The organism is Nonomuraea typhae, from assembly GCF_009760925.1.
In the GTDB taxonomy this organism is placed as follows: Bacteria; Actinomycetota; Actinomycetes; order Streptosporangiales; family Streptosporangiaceae; genus Nonomuraea; species Nonomuraea typhae.
Genome location: NZ_VRLV01000001.1, coordinates 77551 through 93630, shown reverse-complemented (window position 1 = coordinate 93630; position 16080 = coordinate 77551). Strand labels below are relative to the sequence as shown.

Below are 16080 nucleotides of genomic sequence, written 5' to 3'. Positions count from 1 at the left end.
TGTTGACATGGAACTTCGCCCGGAAACTCGCGCCGTCCACCACGCCCAGCCGGACCTCGACGGCAGCCGCCCGATCTCCGTGCCGATCTACCAGACCTCCGGGTTCGTCTTCGACGACCCGGCCGTGTTCGCCGACGCCATGGGCCGCCCCGACGGCTCCTTCGTGTACGGCAGGCTCGCCAACCCCACGGTCCGCGCCCTGGAGGACAAGCTGGCCGACCTGGAGGGCGGGGTCGCCGCCGTGGCCACCGGCTCCGGCATGGGCGCCATCAACTGCGTCCTGCTCGGCCTGCTCAGCCCCGGCGACTACCTCATCTCCCAGAAGGCCATCTACGGCGGCACCGCCGCCATGATCAACGAGCTGGAGCGCCGCTTCGGCGTCACGGTGACCTACGTCCCCGAGGACGACCCGGCCGCCCTGCGCGCCGCCGTACGCCCGGAAACCAAGCTGGTCTACCTGGAGACGCTCGCCAACCCCGTCCTCCAGGTCGCCGACCTGCCCGGGATGTGCGCGGTCGCCCGCGAGCTCGGCATCGTCTCGGTCGTGGACAACACCTTCGCCACCCCGATGCTCTGCCGTCCCATCGAGCACGGCGCCGACGTGGTCGTCCACTCCACCACCAAGTACCTGTCCGGCCACACCGACGTCGTCGGCGGCCTCGCGGTCTTCGCCGACGACGCCCTCTATCGCAAGGTCTGGCACTTCTCCGTCGAGCTCGGCGCCACCGCCGACCCCTTCGCCTCCTGGCTCACCCTGCGCGGCCTGCAGACGCTGCACCTGCGTATGGAGCGCCACTGCTCCAACGCCCGCTACCTCGCCACCCGCCTGGCCGCGCACCCCGCCGTCACCGCCGTCCACTGGCCGGGCCTGCCCTCCCACCCCTCCTACGAGCTGGCCGGCAAGCTGCTGCCCGACTTCGGCGGCGTCTTCTCCTTCGAGCTGAGCGGCGGCCGCCCGGCGGGCGAGAAGTTCATGAGCTCGGTACGGCTGGCCCTGCTGGCCCCGTCCCTCGGCGGCGTCGAGACCCTGGTCATGCACCCCGCCACCACCTCGCACCGCTCGCTCGGCCCCGAGGAGCTGGCCCGGCACGGCATCGGCGAGGGCACGATCCGCCTCGCCGTCGGCATCGAGCACCCCGAGGACCTCTGGGGCGACATCGAGCAGGCCCTGTCCTAGAGTCCATTCGCATGAGGCAGCCCAACATGACCGTGACACACGCCGACGTGGTGGCCGCCAGGGAGCGCGTCTCCGGCCGGGTCCTGCGCACACCCGTCCTGGAGGTCACCCCGGGGCTGGTGTTCAAGCTGGAGCAGCTGCAGCATTCCGGGTCGTTCAAGGTGCGCGGGGCGTTCAACCGCATCCTGTCGGCCGGGGAACTGCCCGCCGGCGGGGTCATCGCGGCCAGCGGCGGCAACCACGGCCTGGCCGTCGCCTACGCCGCCCGTGCGCTCGGCGTCCGCGCCGAGATCTTCGTGCCCACGGTGACCAGCCCGGTGAAGCTGGCCGGGCTGCGCGCCCTGGACGCGCAGGTCACGCAGACCGGCGCCATCTACGCCGAGGCGGCGCAGGCCGCCGCCAAGCGCGCCGCCGAGACCGGCGCGCTGCCGGTGCACGCCTACGACCAGCCCGAGGTCGTGGCCGGGCAGGGCACCCTGGCGCTCGAGCTCATGGAGCAGGCCCCGGACGTGGACACCGTGCTGGTCGCGGTGGGCGGGGGCGGCCTGGCCGCCGGGGTGGCGCTCGGGCTGCCCTCAGGCGTGCGGCTCGTGACCGTCGAGCCGGAGCTGATCCCCGCCCTGCACGCGGCCCTGCGGGCCGGGCGGCCGGTCCCGGTGGAGGTCAGCGGCGTCGGCGCCGACGCCCTCGGCGCCACCGAGGTGGGCGGGACGGCCTTCGGCGTGCTGTCCGAGGCGGAGGTCACCAGCGTGCTGGTTTCCGACGCGGCCATCGTCGAGGCCCGGCGGACCCTGTGGACGCGGCACCGGACGGTCGTCGAGCACGCCGGCGCCGCCGCCTACGCGGCCCTGCTGAGCGGGGCGTACCAGCCCGCTGACGGGGAGCGTGTGGCTGTGGTGATCTGCGGTTCCAACACCGACCCGGCCACGCTCACCACGTCCTGATCCGGACGTCACCGGCGCGTTGACACCTGTTCGAGCCCGTGAAATAACCAGGGTCCGGCCTGCGACGGAGCAGGGAGGTCACGTGCCTGAGACGATCGGCTCGTGGGCGGACCCGTAGCGTGAGGCGGCCGTGATCCTGCGCCGGGTCAATGATCATCCCGCCCTCGCGCGGGCGGCGGCCACCCCGGTGCTCGCGATCGAGCGCCTCGGCTACGCCATCGCCCCCCACGCGTGCCCCGGCATCGCAGATCGCCTGCGCCTCGGCCCCGAGGCGGCCGAACGCCTCGCCGGGCTGCGGCGCGAGGTCGAACGGCTGGCGCGCCGCCCTGTCGATCCGGACGACGGGGCGGACGTGCGCCGCGCACCGCTGGAGCTCGGGGCGGCCCCGTGACCGATCTGCTGACCGCCCTGGCCAGGTCGCAGACCTGAGCGAGCGCGGGGAAGGGGCCGCGCAGGGGTGTGGGCGCGCGGCCCCTTGGCTAGGAGGGTTCAGCAGTTGCCGAACGCCGGCAATCCATACACTCTCAGGGCAAGCCACTCGATCGCCAGTGGTCCGCCCTGAACGGCGCCCAGAACATGGTTGCCTCCGGGCAGCGACAACCAGCGCGCGTTCACGCCCGCCTGGCAGTACTCCGACCGGAGCGTGGCGCCCACCGCGTGCGGGATGATCTCGTCACCCTGGGCGTGGTAGAGGAAGACGGGCACCCGCGGCGGCCGGGCGCCCAGGCGGTTCTCGGTCAGCCGGGCCGTCCACTTCGGCTGGTTCATCAGGTCGATCGGGGACAGGTCGGAGAAGCGCAGCCCGGCCAGCTTGCCGAGGTCGCCCACGCAGTCGTCGGCCGCGTCGGTCATGAGCGCCTTGCCGCGTTCGTTCAGGTCGTTGAACAGGTCGAGTTCGTCGTAGGCGGCGTCGAAGCCGACTCCGGCCGCGGCGGCCAGGCCGAAGTTGGGCCCGCCGTCCAGGCTCTGGGCGACGGCCTTGAGGTCGGCGGGCACGCCGCCCGCGGCGACGCCGCGCAGCCGCAGCTCGGGCGCGTACGCGGGCTGGAGCTGCCCGGCCCAGCCGGCGGAGGCGCCGCCCTGCGAGTAGCCCATGATGCCCACGGGCGCGCTCGCGGACAGCCCGCTGCCGGGCAGCCGGATGGCCGCGCGGACCGAGTCCAGCACCGCCTGGCCCTGGGAGATGCCGGCCATGTAGGTGTGCTGGCCGGGGGTGCCGAGGCCCTCGTAGTCGGTGATGGCGACCGCGAAGCCCTTGAGCAGGAACAGGCTGACCAGGGCCAGCTCGGCCTCCCTGCCCTCGCGCATGGCCAGGGACGGGGCGCACTGGTCGCCGAGTCCGTGGGTGCCGACGGCGTACCCGATGACCGGGCGGCGGCCCAGCGGGTAGCCGGCCTTGGGCACGAGCACGGTGGCGGACACGGCGTTGGGGGCGCCGGTCGCCGAGGTGGAGCGGTAGAGCACATTCCAGGCGTTCACCGGGACTTCCAGGAGCTTGCCCGGCAGCAGGTACACCGTCGTCGGCTGGGCGGAGATCACGTCTCCCGCCGCGGCCGCCTGGGCGGGTACCGGGAGCAGGATGAGCGAGATGATCAGGGATAAGATCACGGACAGTCTCATGGCGCCGTCCTCCCGCGCGAAGACCACGCTGACCGCGTGGAAACCACGCTGATCGTTACCCGGCGGTAACCTCCTGTCAAGACCTGAAATGCCGCCGGTCAGAACGATGTTCCGGCAAGATGGACGGATGGACTCAGGGTCTGTGGCCTTCCTCCGCGAGCTCCTCGCCGACACGGGCTGGGTCGAGCGCACCCGCGAGCTGGGCATGGCGTTGCGGGCCACCCGCTCCCCCGGCGGCCTGCTGCTGGTGGGCACTCCGCAGGAGGAGCCGTGGCACCTGACGGCGCACCTGACCGACGAGGCCAGGCTGGCCGACCTGCCGCAGCTCGCGCCCACGCTGGTCCGCTGGCAGCCGCCGGCCGACGCCCCCGCCCATCTGCGGGTCGGGCTGGAGCGCATCGAGGCGGCCCGGCGGGGGGAGACCCTGTTCGTGGTGGCCGGCGAGACGGCACCGGTGCCGCTGCTGGAGCGGGTGGACGACGCCCGCCGTACCGGCGCGACGATTCTGGCGCTGGAGAGCGGCGATCCCGAGCTCGCCGGGCTGGCGCACGACGCGCTCGTCATCCCCCGGCACGGGCTGATCACCTTCGACGGCGCGCAGCACCTGGTCAGCAGCGCGGCCGGGGAGATCCCGCAGCGGCCGAGCCTACGCGACCGGCTCGCCCGGCTCCTCGACCGCGTGAGTGGTCCGCAGGTGGCCGACTAGCTCCCTGGTCACGTCCTCGATCGCGCCGATGACGACGGCCTGCACCGGGTCGGGCTCCCCCGATCGGGTACGGCTGACGCGCGTGACGGCGTCCAGCCGCCGGGCGCCGACGTCCTTGATCTCGCTGACCCGCACCTCGCCTTCGGGCACGTCGAGCAGGGCCAGCGTGGGCACGATGGCCACCCCGTGCCCGGCCGCGACCAGGGCCAGCGTCGGCCCGAACTCGGTGATCACGTGGACCTTCCGCGGCTCGAACCCGTGCAGCGCGGCCAGCCGGTCCAGCGCCTGGCCGCAGGCTTGGGAGGGTTCACCGGCCACCCAGGGGGCCGCGGCGAGCTCGCCGATCGTCCGCGGCGCCTCGGGCCAGGCGGGCGGGGCGACGATGCGGAATTCGTCCACGTACAGGGTGCGGGTGGCCAGCGACGGCTGGCTGAGCGCGGGCAGGCTCATGTCCTGCTCGGTGATCAGCACGTCGACCTGGCCGAGGCGCAGCTCCTGCAGGGCGGGCGGGCCGTACACGTCGTGGATGACCGGGACGATCTTCGGGTGGGCCAGGGCCAGCCGTTCCATGGCCGGGACCAGCATGTGGGTGATCACGGTCGGGAAGGCGGCGATGCGGACCGGCCCGGCCAGGCGCTCGGTGAAGCGGGTGAGCTCGCGGCGGGCCTCGGCCAGTTCGTCCTCGACCCGTTCGGCGTACCCGGCCAGCACCCGGCCGGCGGGCGTGAGCGAGACGCGGCGCTGGGAGCGGTCGATGAGCGCCAGGCCGACCTCGCGCTCCAGGTGGGCGAGTTGCTGGGAGACGGCGGAGGGGGTGAGGAAGAGCGCCTCGGCCGCGCGCATGACGCCGCCACGGCGGGCCACCTCGCGCAGGACACGCAGGCGCCGAGGATCGATGTCCATATAGGACAGCTTACGCGCAGATTTAGATCTCTTAACTTGTGCTTTAGCTCCACAAATCCTGACAATTTCGCCATGGATTTCCTCCTCGGCGCCCTCGGCTGGCTGGGCGCCGCCGCGCTTCTCTACGGCTACGCCATGGTCTCCTCGGGCAAGATGTCCGGCGACGGCGCGCCGTACCAGGTGATCAACCTCTTCGGCTCGGTCAGCCTGATGATCAACAGCGGCTACAACGCGGCCTGGCCGTCGGCCGCGCTCAACCTCGTCTGGGCCGGCATCGGCGTCGTGGCCCTGCTCAAGCTCTACCGCCTCGGAGTCGCCCCATGATCGTCGAGCTCAGCCACCGCATCGCGGACGGCATGATCACCTATCCCGGCGTCCCGGGACCGGTGCTCGGCGTCCACCTGAGCAGGGAGGACTCACGCGAGGTCTACGCCCCGGGCACCGAGTTCCACATCGGCACGATCACTCTGGCGGCCAACACCGGCACCTACGTCGACACCCCGCACCACCGCTACGCCGACGGCCCCGACCTGTCGCAGGTGCCGCTGTCCAAACTGGCCGACCTGCCCGGCCTGGTCGCCGAGGCGGGACAGGGCCGCGCGGTCGGCGTGGACGCCTTCGCCGGCCTCGACGTGCGCGGCCGCGCCGTCCTCGTGCGGACCGGATGGGACCGGCACTTCGGCGCCCCCGAGTACCTCACCGGCCACCCCTACCTCGCCCCCGAGGCCGCCACCTGGCTGGCCGGACGGGGAGCCGCGCTCGTCGGCATCGACTCGCTCAACATCGACGACACCCCGCCCCACGGCGAACGGCCGGCGCACACGATCCTGCTCGCCGCGGGCATCCCCATCGTGGAACACCTCACCGGCCTGTCGGCCCTGCCCGGCAGCGGCTTCCGCTTCCACGCCGCGCCGCCCATGATCGCCGGCATGGGCACCTTCCCGGTGCGTGCCTACGCCGTCATCCCGTAGCGGTCAGTCCTCGTCCTGGTCGGCTTCGTCCCACGCCTTGTTCCGCTCGGCGGCGCGCTGCAGCGCCCCGGCGGCCTCCTGCTCGCTGGCGTAGGGACCCATCCGGTCCTTGTTGGGACACCCCTGCTCGGGCTCCACCCTCATGTGCTTGAGGCAGAACCACCACTGGCCTTCGCTCACGTGAGCAATGATGCCCCTTTGATCCCTTCCGAATCCCTTTCACAGGCCGAGCCCGGCCAGCTCGCCACGCGAGGACACCCCGAGCTTCGGGAAGGCGTTGTAGAGGTGGTAGCCGACGGTCCGCGGGCTGAGGAACAACCGGGCCCCGATCTCCCGGTTGCTCAGGCCCTGCGCGGCCAGCCGTACCGCCTGCAGCTCCTGGGCGGTGAGGCGGCCGGCCAGGTCGGGGGCCTGCTCGCGCGCCGCCCGGCTCTCCCCGGTGGCCCGCAGCTCACCGCGCGCCCGCTCGGCCCACGGGTGGGCGCGCAGCCGCTCGAACTCCTCGGCGGCCGTCCGCAACTGCGCGCGGGCTTCGGTCATCCTGCGCTCGCGCCGCAGCCGCTCGCCGTAGAGCAGCGCGGCCCTGGCCCGGTCGAAGGGGAAGGACTCATGCCGTACGGCACGCGCGTGCAGCTCCAGGTCGTCGCCGATCAGCGCCCGGTTGCGCAGCGACACCGCCTCGGCCCACACCTGCCCGCTCTCGGCGGCGAAGCGGGCATACGTCTCGGCCGCCTGCTTCGCCTGGTCGTGGCGGCCCAGCCGGACCGCGGCCTCGACCAGGGTGGGCAGCGCGGCCAGCACGCCGGTCGGCCGCTCGCCCGAGACGACCGCGGCCAGGCGGTCGAAGGCCGCCTCGTAGCGGCCGAGCCCCAGGTCGAGCAGGCTCAGCGCGGCGGCGGCGTGCACGGCGGCGGGGGCGAGGCCGCGTTCCAGCGGCTCGGCGGCCAGCTCCGCGCAGCGTGCCTCGTCGCCCTCGATGGCGGCAAGTTCGGCGAGGATGCCCGACAGCTCCAGGGCCGGGCGGCTCTGCCCGGTGTCGGCGGCGATGCGCAGCCCCTCCTCCGCGGTGACCCGGGCCTCGCGGTGGGCGCCGGTGAACGCCTGGCAGCGGGCCAGCACCACGAGCATGGCGGGCAGCACGCCGAGCGCCCCGTGCTCGCGGCTGTCGCGTTCGAGCCAGGAGATCGTCCCGAAGGCGCCGGCGACGTCACCGGCGATCAGGTGCAGCCGCGCGAACAGCAGCCGGTCCTGGACCGCGGCCCCCTCCCCCGGCGGATCGGCGAGCAGCTCGCGCAGCGCGGCGAAGGCGTCGGAGATCTCGCCCCGGTCCAGCCGGTTGGCCGCCAGCGCGGCCCTGGCCAGCGTGTGCACCGGCCCGCCGCCGGGCAGCCCGCGGGCGAACTCGCCCATCATCTCCACGCAGGAGAAGTCGTTGTTGCGCCAGGCCGCGGCGACCGCGTCGCGCAGCAGGACGACGGCGTCCTCGGGGGCGGAGGGGTCGCTCTCGTTCAGGAGGATGCGGTAGGCGTCCTGGGCGTCGTCGCGCGTCTCGGCCAGCACCGCGCGGAGCTTGGCCGACTGCACGCGCTCCTCGAGACCGCTCTCCTTCAGCAGCGCGGCGGCCCGCTCGAACTGCCCGGCCTCGGTGGCGGCGCCGGCCGCGGCGATCCTGCGGCGCCCGCGCACGCGCGGGTCGGGGGTGAGCGCGGCGGCCCGCTCGTAGGCGGCGGCCACGGCCGCGTACCCGCCCCTGTCCCTGGCCCGCTCGGCGGCGGCCTCCAGGGCGGCGGCGACCTGCTCGTCGGGGCCCGGCGCGGCGGCGGCCAGATGCCAGACCCGGCGATCGCCGTCGAGGACCTCGGCCAGCGCGCCGTGGGCGGCCAGCCGCCTGGCCAGCGGCGCGCCCTGGTAGACGGCGCTCCTGATCAGCGGGTGCCCGAAGGCGATCCGGTCGCCGGTCGCGGTAAGCAGCGCCGTACGCTCGGCGGGCTCCAGGTCGGCGGGCCCGGCGCCGAGCCGCGCGGCGGCGGCCAGCACGGTCGCGGCCGCGCCCGTGTCGTCGGCGGCGGCCACCAGCAGAAGCGTCCCGGTCGCCGCGGGCAGGGCCGCGACCCGCTCGGCGAACGCCTGCTGAATGCGGCTCTGCACCGGCACCAGCCCCGCGGAGTACGGCCCGGACCGCTGCCGGGAGGCCGCGAGCTCCACCAGGGCCAGCGGGTTGCCCATCGCCTCGACCAGCACCTCCGTGCGCTCCAGCGGGCTCAGCCCGGTCGCGCGCTCGGCCAGCAGCGCCCGGGCCGGGCCCTCCCCCAGCCCGCCCAGCCGCAGCTCCGGCAGCCCGGGCGCGGGAAACTCCGGCGCGTACGGCTCGCGCACGGCCAGCAGCATCACCACTCCCTCGGCCTCCAGCCGGCGGGCGGCGAACAGCAGCGCGGCGGCCGACGCCTGGTCCAGCCATTGGGCGTCGTCCACGAGGACGACCAGCGGCCCCGCCTCGGCCAGCAGCGTCAGCACCGCCAGCCCGACCAGGAACGGGTCGCCCGAGCCCGCCGGACCTCTGCCCAGCGCTCCCGCGAGCGCGCGCGCCTGCCCGTCGGGCAGCCGGTCCAGCCGCTCGGCGGTACGGCCCAGCAGCAGGCTCAGCCCCGCGTAGGGCAGTTCGTGCTCCGACTCGACGCCGGATCCGCGTAGCACGGGCAGGTCCCCGGCGCGGGCGGCGGCGTGGCCGAGGAGGGCGGACTTGCCGATGCCCGCCTCTCCTCTGATGACCAGCGCCGCGCTCCTGCCCTCGCGTGCCGCGGACAGCAGCCGCTCGATCATGGCCGTTTCGTCCGTGCGCCCGTGCAGCATGGCTCACAGGCTACCGAGACTGCCCCGTGACCAGGTCGTACAGGGTGTCCTCGCCCTGCGCTCCCGACAGGGTGCGCCCGCGTGCGGCGAACACCGGCACGCCGCTGACGCGGACCTTCGCCAGCTCGGCGCGCAGCTCGTCGGCACCCTCGTCGCTCCAGGTCACGCCGGTCTCGGCGGCCAGCTCCCGCAGGGTCGCGCGGTCCGAGACGTCCCGGCCCTCGCCGAAGTAGGCGCGGAACAGCCGCTCGGTCATCGCCTCGCCCCTGCCCTGGGCGGAGGCGAGCGCGATGAGCCGGTGCGCCTCGAAGGTGTTGGCGAACAGCGCCCGGTCGAAGCGGTAGGCGATGCCCTCGGCGGCGCCGAGCCCGGTCATCTGCTCGGTGGCCGCGGCCGCCTCCGGCCCGAAGGCGCGTTCGTGCACCCGGGTGAGCGGCTCGGGCGTGGTCACCTCGGGGGCGAGCTGGTACGGGCGGAAGACCACCTCCGCCCGGCCGCCCTCGGCCCGGTACCGCTCCAGCGCCTTCCGCAGCCGGTTGAAGCCCAGGTAGGACCACGAGCAGGCGATGTCCAGCGTCATCTCGACCACCGGCGGCGCGAAGTCGTCGCGGTGGTCGAGCACCCACTCCCGGTAGGTGCGCGCCGGCCGGCCGGTGAGCTCCTCGACCGCGGTGCTGACCGGCTCGGCCTCGGCCGTCATCGTCAGCATCTCGGTGAAGGTCGCGTCCACGGCCTCCGGCGGCAGCCAGGCGGCGAACCCGGCCTTGGCCTCCTCCGCCGGCACCTCCTCGAAGCGCAGCGGCCGGCCGATCACCTCACCGATGATCCGCACCCGCTCCTGCTGCGTGTGCACCCGCGGCCCGGTCACCGCGTACGCGGCGCCGACGTGGGCGTCGTCCAGCAGCGCCCGCACGCCCACCGCGGCCAGGTCCGCCTCGTGCACCACCGACCGGGCCCAGCCGCCGAACGCCTCCCGCACCACGCCATCGGCCCGGATGCCGGCCGCCCAGCCCAAGTCGTTGCCGGCAAACCCGCCGCCGCGCACGAACGTCCATTCCACGCCCGAGTCCCTGAGCAGCCCCTCGATCATCCGGTGCGAGGAGTTGACCGGGTCGGCCCCGTCCACGGCGCCCGCCGACGACAGGTAGACGACCCTGCGCACCCGATCAGTGATCTTCTTCAGCACCGCTTCGGCGTGCGCGTCCGCCCGCAACGTCGGCCACACCAGGAACACCCGGTCCACGCCCTCGAGCGCGGCATCCAGCGTCGCGGGGTCGCCGAGGTCCCCGTACACCTCCCACTCGCGCTCCGGCCGGCGGGTCAGCCCCCGCACCTCGACACCCATCTCACGCAACTGCGCGACCACCTGGCCGCCGACCTTTCCGGTCGCTCCGGTAACAAGAATCATGCCTCCGACGGTAGGAGCCGGGCAGGGGGCACAGCATCTGTCAACCGACTGGGTCTCGGTAGACTCGGGTGCCATGACGACACTGCTCCAGCCCGGGCGAATCTCGCCCATGCGTAAGGTTCCCGCCCACATCCAGCGGCCGGAGTACGTCGGCAAGAAGCGTCCGAAAACCGGTGAGTCGGATGTGAAGACGCCGGAGGTCATCGAGCGCATGCGGGTGGCCGGCCGGATCGCCGCCCAGGCCCTCGACGAGGTCGGCAAGGCCGTACGGCCCGGCATCACGACCGACGAGCTCGACCGGATCGGCCACGAGTTCCTGCTCGACCACGACGCCTACCCGAGCACGCTCGGCTACAAGGGCTACCCCAAGTCGCTGTGCACCTCGATCAACGAGGTCATCTGCCACGGCATCCCCGACGACACCGTGCTGCGCGACGGCGACATCGTCAACGTCGACATCACCGCCTTCATCGGCGGCGTCCACGGCGACACCGACGCCACCTACCTGGTCGGCGACGTGGACGAGGAGTCCAGGCTGCTGGTCGAGCGCACCCGCGAGGCGATGATGCGCGCCATCAAGGCCGTCGCCCCCGGCCGCCAGCTCAACGTCGTCGGCCGGGTCATCGAGTCGTACGCCAAGCGCTTCGGCTACGGCGTCGTGCGCGACTTCACCGGCCACGGCATCGGCACCAGCTTCCACTCGGGGCTGATGGTCCCCCACTACGAGGACCCGTCGCTCCAGGTCGAGCTGAAGCCCTGGATGACGTTCACGATCGAGCCCATGCTGACGCTCGGCACGATCGACTACGACATCTGGCCCGACGGCTGGACCGCGGTGACCAAGGACCGCAAGCGCACCGCGCAGTTCGAGCACACGATCCTGGTCACCGAGACGGGCAGCGAAATCCTCACCCTCGCTTAGGCACCACGCCGGTCACGGTGGTGCCCTCACCGCGCACGCTGTTGATCGACAGACTGCCGCCGATCTCCGCGAAGCGGGCCCGCATCCGCGTGATGCCCCGCCCCGCGTTGGCCGCGTGGAAACCCTCTCCATCGTCGCTGACCGTCATCCGCAAGCCGCTCTTGCCGGCGGTGACGGCGATGGAGACCGTCCGTGCCCCGCTGTGCTGCTCCACGTTGGCCAGCGCCTCCTGGATCGCGGCCAGCACCCCCCGAGCGATGGACGGGGGGACGTCGGCACTGGGCAACGCCCAGGTCTCGACCGTGATCCCGGTGCGTTCGCCCCATTCGCTGAGGTAGCCTTCCAGCTCCTCGGCCAGGCTCCGCCCCCCGCGCATGCGCGTCTCTTCCGCCAATATCTCGCCCTTCTCACAGCGGGCACCTCGCCGGACCTGACTCCGGCACCTGCATGACCACGCGAGCGGCCATGCAGAAATGCCCGGCTCCCCCGTTCAGAAGCCTACTGGACCATGTGACGACCGTGGAGGTGACAAGGTTCTCTGGGCGACCCCGTCACTCCCCCTTGTCGGCCTTGTTGAGCTTTGCCAGATACTCGTTGTAATCGTTGAGCGCGGCGTCCCCTGCGGGATTCCGGTCGGCACGGCGATCTTCGCGGCGTGCCGTCCGGTCCTCGTCGCGGTACCACTGTACTGCGATCGCCAGCAGAACGATCAAGGTGGGAATCTCCCCGAAGCCCCACGCGATGGCCCCGCCGTTGTTCTGGTCGGCCAGCAAGGGCCCGCCCCAGGTACGGCCCAGCTGCTCGTACCAGTCGGCGGCCAGCACGGTGCCCATCATCATCAGCGCGATGCCGAAGAAGGCGTGGAACGGCATGGTGACGAACAACAGCAGCAGGCGGCCCACGTACGGCAGCTTGTGCGGCGCCGGGTCCACGCCGATGATCACCCAGAAGAACAGGCTGCCGCTCAGCAGGAAGTGCAGCGTCATCGCGATGTGCCCGAGATGCTCCTCCATCGCCCCCGCGAACAGCGGCGTGAAGTACAACGCGTAGGTCGAGGCGATGAAGATCGCGGTGGCGATCGCCGGATGGGTGACGACCTTGACCACCCGGCTGTGCAGGATCGTCGTCAGCCACTCGCGCGGCCCGCGGTCACCGCGCCGGACGGCCGGCTTCAGCGCGCGCAGCGCCAGCGTCACCGGGGCGCCCAGCACCAGGAAGATCGGGACGATCATGGACAGCGTCATGTGCTCGACCATGTGCACGCTGAACATGACCTTGGCGTACCGGGCCACGCCGCTCTGGGTGGCGAGCACGAGGATGACGACGCCGGCGAACCAGGACACCGTGCGGCCCCAGGGCCACTTGTCGCCGCGCCGGATCAGGCGGTAGACGGCCGCGCCGTACAGGATGGCGAGGACGGCGGCGACGGCGGCGAAGAACAGGTCGAGCCACCACATCGAGGCCAGGTTGGCCAGCGAGATCGGCGGCGGCATCGGGAAGCCCAGCAGCTCGAAGGCGCGGTCGGCGGGCAGGCTCACCACGGGCGGCGGCGTGCGCGACAGCGCCACCGCCAGGCCGACGGTGGCGAACATCAGCAGCGTCTCCCCCGCCGCCAGCCGGATGAAGGCACGCGGCTTGCCCGCCTCCATCGCGACCAGCGTGCGCTGGCGGTGGTACCAGCCGATGTAGCCCAGCAGGATGAACGCCACGATCTTGGCCACGATCAGCACGCCGTAGCTGGAGGTCCACAGGTCCGACACCGCGGTCAGGCGGGCGATCACGCTGAGGAGCCCCGACAGGCCCACGGTCACGTAGAACCACAACGCCGCCCGCGAGAACCGCGCCGACGCCTGCTCGAGCTGCGGCGCCTTGCGGATCGCGTGGATCACGAGCACGATCAGCCCGCCGACCCACATCGCCAGCCCGATCAGGTGCAGCGACAGCCCCGCCGTGGCCAGGTCGTGGTTGGGCGAGGAGGAGGCGTGCCCGGTCAGCGCCGGCGGCAGCAGCGCGATCAGCCCGAGCGCCAGCAGTCCCGCCGCGGAGCCCGCGGTGATGGCGCCGCGCGAGAACAGCGCGATCGCCACCCCGAACAGGATGACCAGCGTGAGCGCGATCCCGTTGCCGACCTGCGTGGCGTAGCTCGGGATGTAGTTCTTCAGCACCACGTTGGCGACGGAGTCGGTGTAGAGGTCCGACAGCTGGAACAGCATGAGCAGGAACGCGAACCCCGCCCACGACAGCGCCGCCCACGACGCCGCCCGGACGTAGCCGAGCGCGCTCTTGCCCAGCATGCCCTTGTCGCTGGGCAGCAGGGTCGCCGCGACCACCAGCAGCCCGATCGTCGCCACCGCGGCGGCGTCCATGCCCAGCTTGGAGATCGGCAGCCCCCAGCGCGTGAGCGCGTCGGCGGCCGGGATGCCGGGGATGATGCGCGGGAACGCCGCGCCTCCGGCGACCAGTGCGATGACCAGCCCGGCGATCGCGGCGGCCACCGCCGCGAGCGCCATCCGCACGGTCCTGGTCACGGCTTCTTGTTCCGCATGCTGAGAAGGAATCCGATCCCGATGCCCGCCAGGGCGCCGACCACGATGATCAGCCAGATGGGGAACGTGACCCCGCCTCCGCTCCGCTCGGCGCTGGCCTGCACGGGCTTGTCCGCGGCCGGCGCACTGGGGGCCGCGGCCACCGGGGTCGCCGCCGCCTTGGCACCACCCTTGACCGTGAACGGGATCTCACCCTCGATCGGGTGGCCGTCGGAGGAGACCACCCGGTAGGCGATGACGTACTTCCCGTCGGCCAGCGGACCCTTGACGGCCTGCTTCACCACCTTGCCGTCGAGCACCGGCTGCCCCTGGTGGAACTGGCCGCCGTCACCCCTCACGATGACGAACGGCATGCGCACCTTGGCGGTGAATTCCAGCGTCACCTGCTCCACGGACGTGACCGTGCCGTCCTTGGCCGGGTTGCTCGCGCGCAGCGCGTCGTGCGCCAGAGCGGGAGCGGCGGTGCCGAGAACGAGCAGGGCGGCGAGAGTCGCGGTGAGGGCCGCGAACGGGGATCTATTCATGGCAACCCCAAGGCTACCCACGCCACCACCCGCTCCCGCCGCCGCGCCAGGTCTACAATCCCGCTGAGGCCAGTGCCCTCTTGTAGGCGTGCACGGCGCCCTCTGTGTCGCCGAGCTGCTCCATCCCCTCGGCAGCGGCGAACCAGGTGCCGGCGGCGACCCGCGAGTCGGGCATCGGGCTCAGCCAGGCCCTGACGGCGTCGATCTCGGCCGCGGCCTCGCCCGGGCGGCTCATCGCCGTGTAGGCCCTGCTCAGCAGCAGGTGCGCTTCCGCCTCGGCGCGGCGTGCGCTCGTGGGGAACAGGTCGCGGCCCTCGGCGGCGTGCAGGGCGGCTTCCCCGGGCAGGCCCGCGACGATCTCGGCCCTCGCGAGCTCCATGAGGCCGTGGCCGCGGTCGAAGGTGCTGGCCGAAGTCTCCGCGAGCTCCTTGATCGAACGCTGGACCAGGGCGCGGACCTCGTCGGCGGCCTCCGGGCGAATCTTGAGGGTCAGCGAGGCCAGGGCCAGGCGCATGCGGGCGAGGTTGCGCGGCTGACCGCTCTCCGACTGCACGGCCAGCGCCCGCTCCGCCAGCGCCAGGCATTCCTCGCCGTGGCCCAGGGCCTCGGCCACCACGGAGGCGTTCCAGCAGGCCGCCACCGTGGAGCGGGGTGTGCCCAGGGCGTCGGCGGCGTTGAGCAGCTCGGCGGCGTACTGACGCGCCCGCAGCAGATCGCCGCGGTAGAGGTAGACGGCCAGCAGGTTCGCCCCGAGCTCGACGAGGATGTCGGACCACGCCGGCTTGTTGCTCGCGCCGAGAATGGCTTCACCGACCTCGACGGCCTCGGTCAGGCGGTCGCTGGAGCGGTACACGCGCACGAGCGCGCTCGCGACCTCGATCGTGCGTTCCTGGGGCAGATCCTCCTCGCCCAGCCGGGTGAGGATCGCGATGGTCTCGTCGAGGTCGCCGCATGCCTCCGTGGCGAGGGCGAGCCCGTACTGCACGTCTTGACGGAGTGCCGTCAGCCCTGTCAGGTTGTTGTCCGCCATCAGCTCGGCGAAGCGGGTGCGAGCCTCGGCCACCTCACCGTTCTCGAGCGCCAGACGCGCGTAACCAAGGGCGAGCTCGATGTCCTCCATCTGCTCGGCGGTGACGCCATTGACGAGGTAGGACAGGGAGCAGTCGAGCTTCTGGGCGAGTAGCTCCAGCACCGCCGGAGTAGGGGTACGCTTGCCGCTCTCAATCAAGGAGACGTAGCTGTCCGACAACTCGGGATGCGCCAGCTGGGCCTGTGAGAGGCCACGCTGTCGTCGCACGGTCTTGATACGCAGACCAACCAGGTCAGATGTGGTCACTGCTGCCGCTCCCTGAAAAGATGTATCCGAGCATCACACACAGGCGAGGGAGAACCCCCCATGCGCACGCGTCTTGCCATGTCCGCAGTAGCTGCCGTGATCGCAACCGTGGTGGTTGTTGGAGGCAATGCTACGGCGGCCAATGCCGGAACGCCATCAGGACCAGTTTCCGC

The 16080-nt window shown here is 72.5% G+C and carries 16 protein-coding genes; 7 read left to right on the top strand and 9 right to left on the bottom strand.

Features of this window, described 5'->3' with window-relative positions:
• Positions 1-7 precede the first annotated feature (7 nt).
• The 3 genes from FVE25_RS00460 (at position 8) to FVE25_RS00450 (ending at position 2512) form a co-directional block, all read left to right on the top strand.
• Positions 8-1177, top strand: a complete 1170-nt coding sequence (locus FVE25_RS00460) for a trans-sulfuration enzyme family protein (protein WP_157244348.1) — start codon at positions 8-10, stop codon at positions 1175-1177.
• Between the two features lie 26 nt (positions 1178-1203).
• Positions 1204-2121, top strand: a complete 918-nt coding sequence (locus FVE25_RS00455; RefSeq protein ID WP_157244347.1) for a serine/threonine dehydratase — start codon at positions 1204-1206, stop codon at positions 2119-2121.
• 130 nt (positions 2122-2251) lie between these two features.
• Positions 2252-2512, top strand: a complete 261-nt coding sequence (locus FVE25_RS00450; RefSeq protein ID WP_157244346.1) for a hypothetical protein — start codon at positions 2252-2254, stop codon at positions 2510-2512.
• Positions 2513-2610: 98 nt separating this feature from the next.
• Here FVE25_RS00450 and FVE25_RS00445 read toward each other — a convergent pair whose 3' ends face one another.
• Positions 2611-3741, bottom strand: coding sequence for a lipase family protein (locus tag FVE25_RS00445; RefSeq protein WP_157244345.1), 1131 nt, complete (start codon positions 3739-3741; stop codon positions 2611-2613).
• A gap of 127 nt (positions 3742-3868) precedes the next feature.
• Between FVE25_RS00445 and FVE25_RS00440 the strand changes: the two genes are divergently transcribed.
• Positions 3869-4447: a hypothetical protein gene (locus tag FVE25_RS00440; protein WP_157244344.1), complete on the top strand. Its 579-nt coding sequence runs from the start codon at positions 3869-3871 to the stop codon at positions 4445-4447.
• On the opposite strand, the gene FVE25_RS00435 is transcribed toward FVE25_RS00440, so the two are convergent.
• The gene (locus FVE25_RS00435; protein ID WP_157244343.1) at positions 4388-5350 is read right to left on the bottom strand and encodes a LysR family transcriptional regulator; all 963 of its coding nucleotides are present in this window, start codon (positions 5348-5350) and stop codon (positions 4388-4390) included. The genes FVE25_RS00440 and FVE25_RS00435 overlap by 60 nt on opposite strands.
• Before the next feature lie 72 nt (positions 5351-5422).
• Between FVE25_RS00435 and FVE25_RS00430 the strand changes: the two genes are divergently transcribed.
• Both FVE25_RS00430 and FVE25_RS00425 read left to right on the top strand, forming a co-directional pair.
• Positions 5423-5674, top strand: coding sequence for a CBU_0592 family membrane protein (locus FVE25_RS00430; protein ID WP_157244342.1), 252 nt, complete (start codon positions 5423-5425; stop codon positions 5672-5674).
• Positions 5671-6321, top strand: coding sequence for a cyclase family protein (locus FVE25_RS00425; RefSeq protein ID WP_157244341.1), 651 nt, complete (start codon positions 5671-5673; stop codon positions 6319-6321). The genes FVE25_RS00430 and FVE25_RS00425 overlap by 4 nt, the downstream gene beginning before the upstream one ends.
• A gap of 3 nt (positions 6322-6324) precedes the next feature.
• On the opposite strand, the gene FVE25_RS00420 is transcribed toward FVE25_RS00425, so the two are convergent.
• From FVE25_RS00420 to FVE25_RS00410, 3 genes are read right to left on the bottom strand one after another with little or no spacing between them, the layout of a single operon-like run.
• Positions 6325-6501 carry a hypothetical protein gene (locus FVE25_RS00420; RefSeq protein WP_157244340.1) on the bottom strand — a complete coding sequence of 59 codons (177 nt, stop codon included), beginning with the start codon at positions 6499-6501 and terminating at the stop codon, positions 6325-6327.
• A gap of 39 nt (positions 6502-6540) precedes the next feature.
• Positions 6541-9171: a helix-turn-helix transcriptional regulator gene (locus FVE25_RS00415; protein ID WP_181019405.1), complete on the bottom strand. Its 2631-nt coding sequence runs from the start codon at positions 9169-9171 to the stop codon at positions 6541-6543.
• A 10-nt stretch (positions 9172-9181) separates the two neighbouring features.
• Complete coding sequence (locus tag FVE25_RS00410) at positions 9182-10579, bottom strand: DsbA family protein (protein WP_157244339.1); 1398 nt, start codon at positions 10577-10579, stop codon at positions 9182-9184.
• A 73-nt stretch (positions 10580-10652) separates the two neighbouring features.
• Between FVE25_RS00410 and map the strand changes: the two genes are divergently transcribed.
• On the top strand, positions 10653-11501 hold the full coding sequence (gene map / locus FVE25_RS00405) for a type I methionyl aminopeptidase (protein ID WP_157244338.1): 849 nt from the start codon (positions 10653-10655) through the stop codon (positions 11499-11501).
• On the opposite strand, the gene FVE25_RS00400 is transcribed toward map, so the two are convergent.
• The 4 genes from FVE25_RS00400 to FVE25_RS00385 form a co-directional block, all read right to left on the bottom strand.
• Entirely contained in the window at positions 11488-11877 is a 390-nt protein-coding gene (locus tag FVE25_RS00400) for a sensor histidine kinase (RefSeq protein WP_157244337.1), read from the bottom strand. The genes map and FVE25_RS00400 overlap by 14 nt on opposite strands.
• Positions 11878-12052: 175 nt before the next feature.
• Positions 12053-14029 (bottom strand): bifunctional copper resistance protein CopD/cytochrome c oxidase assembly protein, encoded by a 1977-nt coding sequence (locus FVE25_RS00395; RefSeq protein ID WP_157244336.1) that lies wholly within the window; start codon positions 14027-14029, stop codon positions 12053-12055.
• Positions 14026-14571, bottom strand: coding sequence for a copper resistance CopC family protein (locus FVE25_RS00390; RefSeq protein WP_157244335.1), 546 nt, complete (start codon positions 14569-14571; stop codon positions 14026-14028). Before FVE25_RS00390 ends, FVE25_RS00395 begins: the two co-directional genes overlap by 4 nt.
• A gap of 52 nt (positions 14572-14623) precedes the next feature.
• A complete protein-coding gene (locus FVE25_RS00385) occupies positions 14624-15907 on the bottom strand; it encodes a helix-turn-helix domain-containing protein (RefSeq protein ID WP_157244334.1) in 1284 nt (427 codons plus the stop codon).
• Positions 15908-16080 lie beyond the last annotated feature (173 nt).

Excerpts from the sequence above, each read along its gene's own strand:
- FVE25_RS00460 (WP_157244348.1), top strand. The coding sequence starts at position 8 with ATGGAACTTCGCCCGGAAACTCGCGCCGTCCACCACGCCCAGCCGGAC.
- FVE25_RS00455 (WP_157244347.1), top strand. The coding sequence starts at position 1,204 with ATGACCGTGACACACGCCGACGTGGTGGCCGCCAGGGAGCGCGTCTCC.
- FVE25_RS00445 (WP_157244345.1), bottom strand. The coding sequence starts at position 3,741 with ATGAGACTGTCCGTGATCTTATCCCTGATCATCTCGCTCATCCTGCTC.
- FVE25_RS00440 (WP_157244344.1), top strand. The coding sequence starts at position 3,869 with ATGGACTCAGGGTCTGTGGCCTTCCTCCGCGAGCTCCTCGCCGACACG.
- FVE25_RS00435 (WP_157244343.1), bottom strand. The coding sequence starts at position 5,350 with ATGGACATCGATCCTCGGCGCCTGCGTGTCCTGCGCGAGGTGGCCCGC.
- FVE25_RS00430 (WP_157244342.1), top strand. The coding sequence starts at position 5,423 with ATGGATTTCCTCCTCGGCGCCCTCGGCTGGCTGGGCGCCGCCGCGCTT.
- FVE25_RS00425 (WP_157244341.1), top strand. The coding sequence starts at position 5,671 with ATGATCGTCGAGCTCAGCCACCGCATCGCGGACGGCATGATCACCTAT.
- FVE25_RS00415 (WP_181019405.1), bottom strand. The coding sequence starts at position 9,171 with ATGCTGCACGGGCGCACGGACGAAACGGCCATGATCGAGCGGCTGCTG.
- FVE25_RS00410 (WP_157244339.1), bottom strand. The coding sequence starts at position 10,579 with ATGATTCTTGTTACCGGAGCGACCGGAAAGGTCGGCGGCCAGGTGGTC.
- map (WP_157244338.1), top strand. The coding sequence starts at position 10,653 with ATGACGACACTGCTCCAGCCCGGGCGAATCTCGCCCATGCGTAAGGTT.
- FVE25_RS00400 (WP_157244337.1), bottom strand. The coding sequence starts at position 11,877 with ATGCGCGGGGGGCGGAGCCTGGCCGAGGAGCTGGAAGGCTACCTCAGC.
- FVE25_RS00390 (WP_157244335.1), bottom strand. The coding sequence starts at position 14,571 with ATGAATAGATCCCCGTTCGCGGCCCTCACCGCGACTCTCGCCGCCCTG.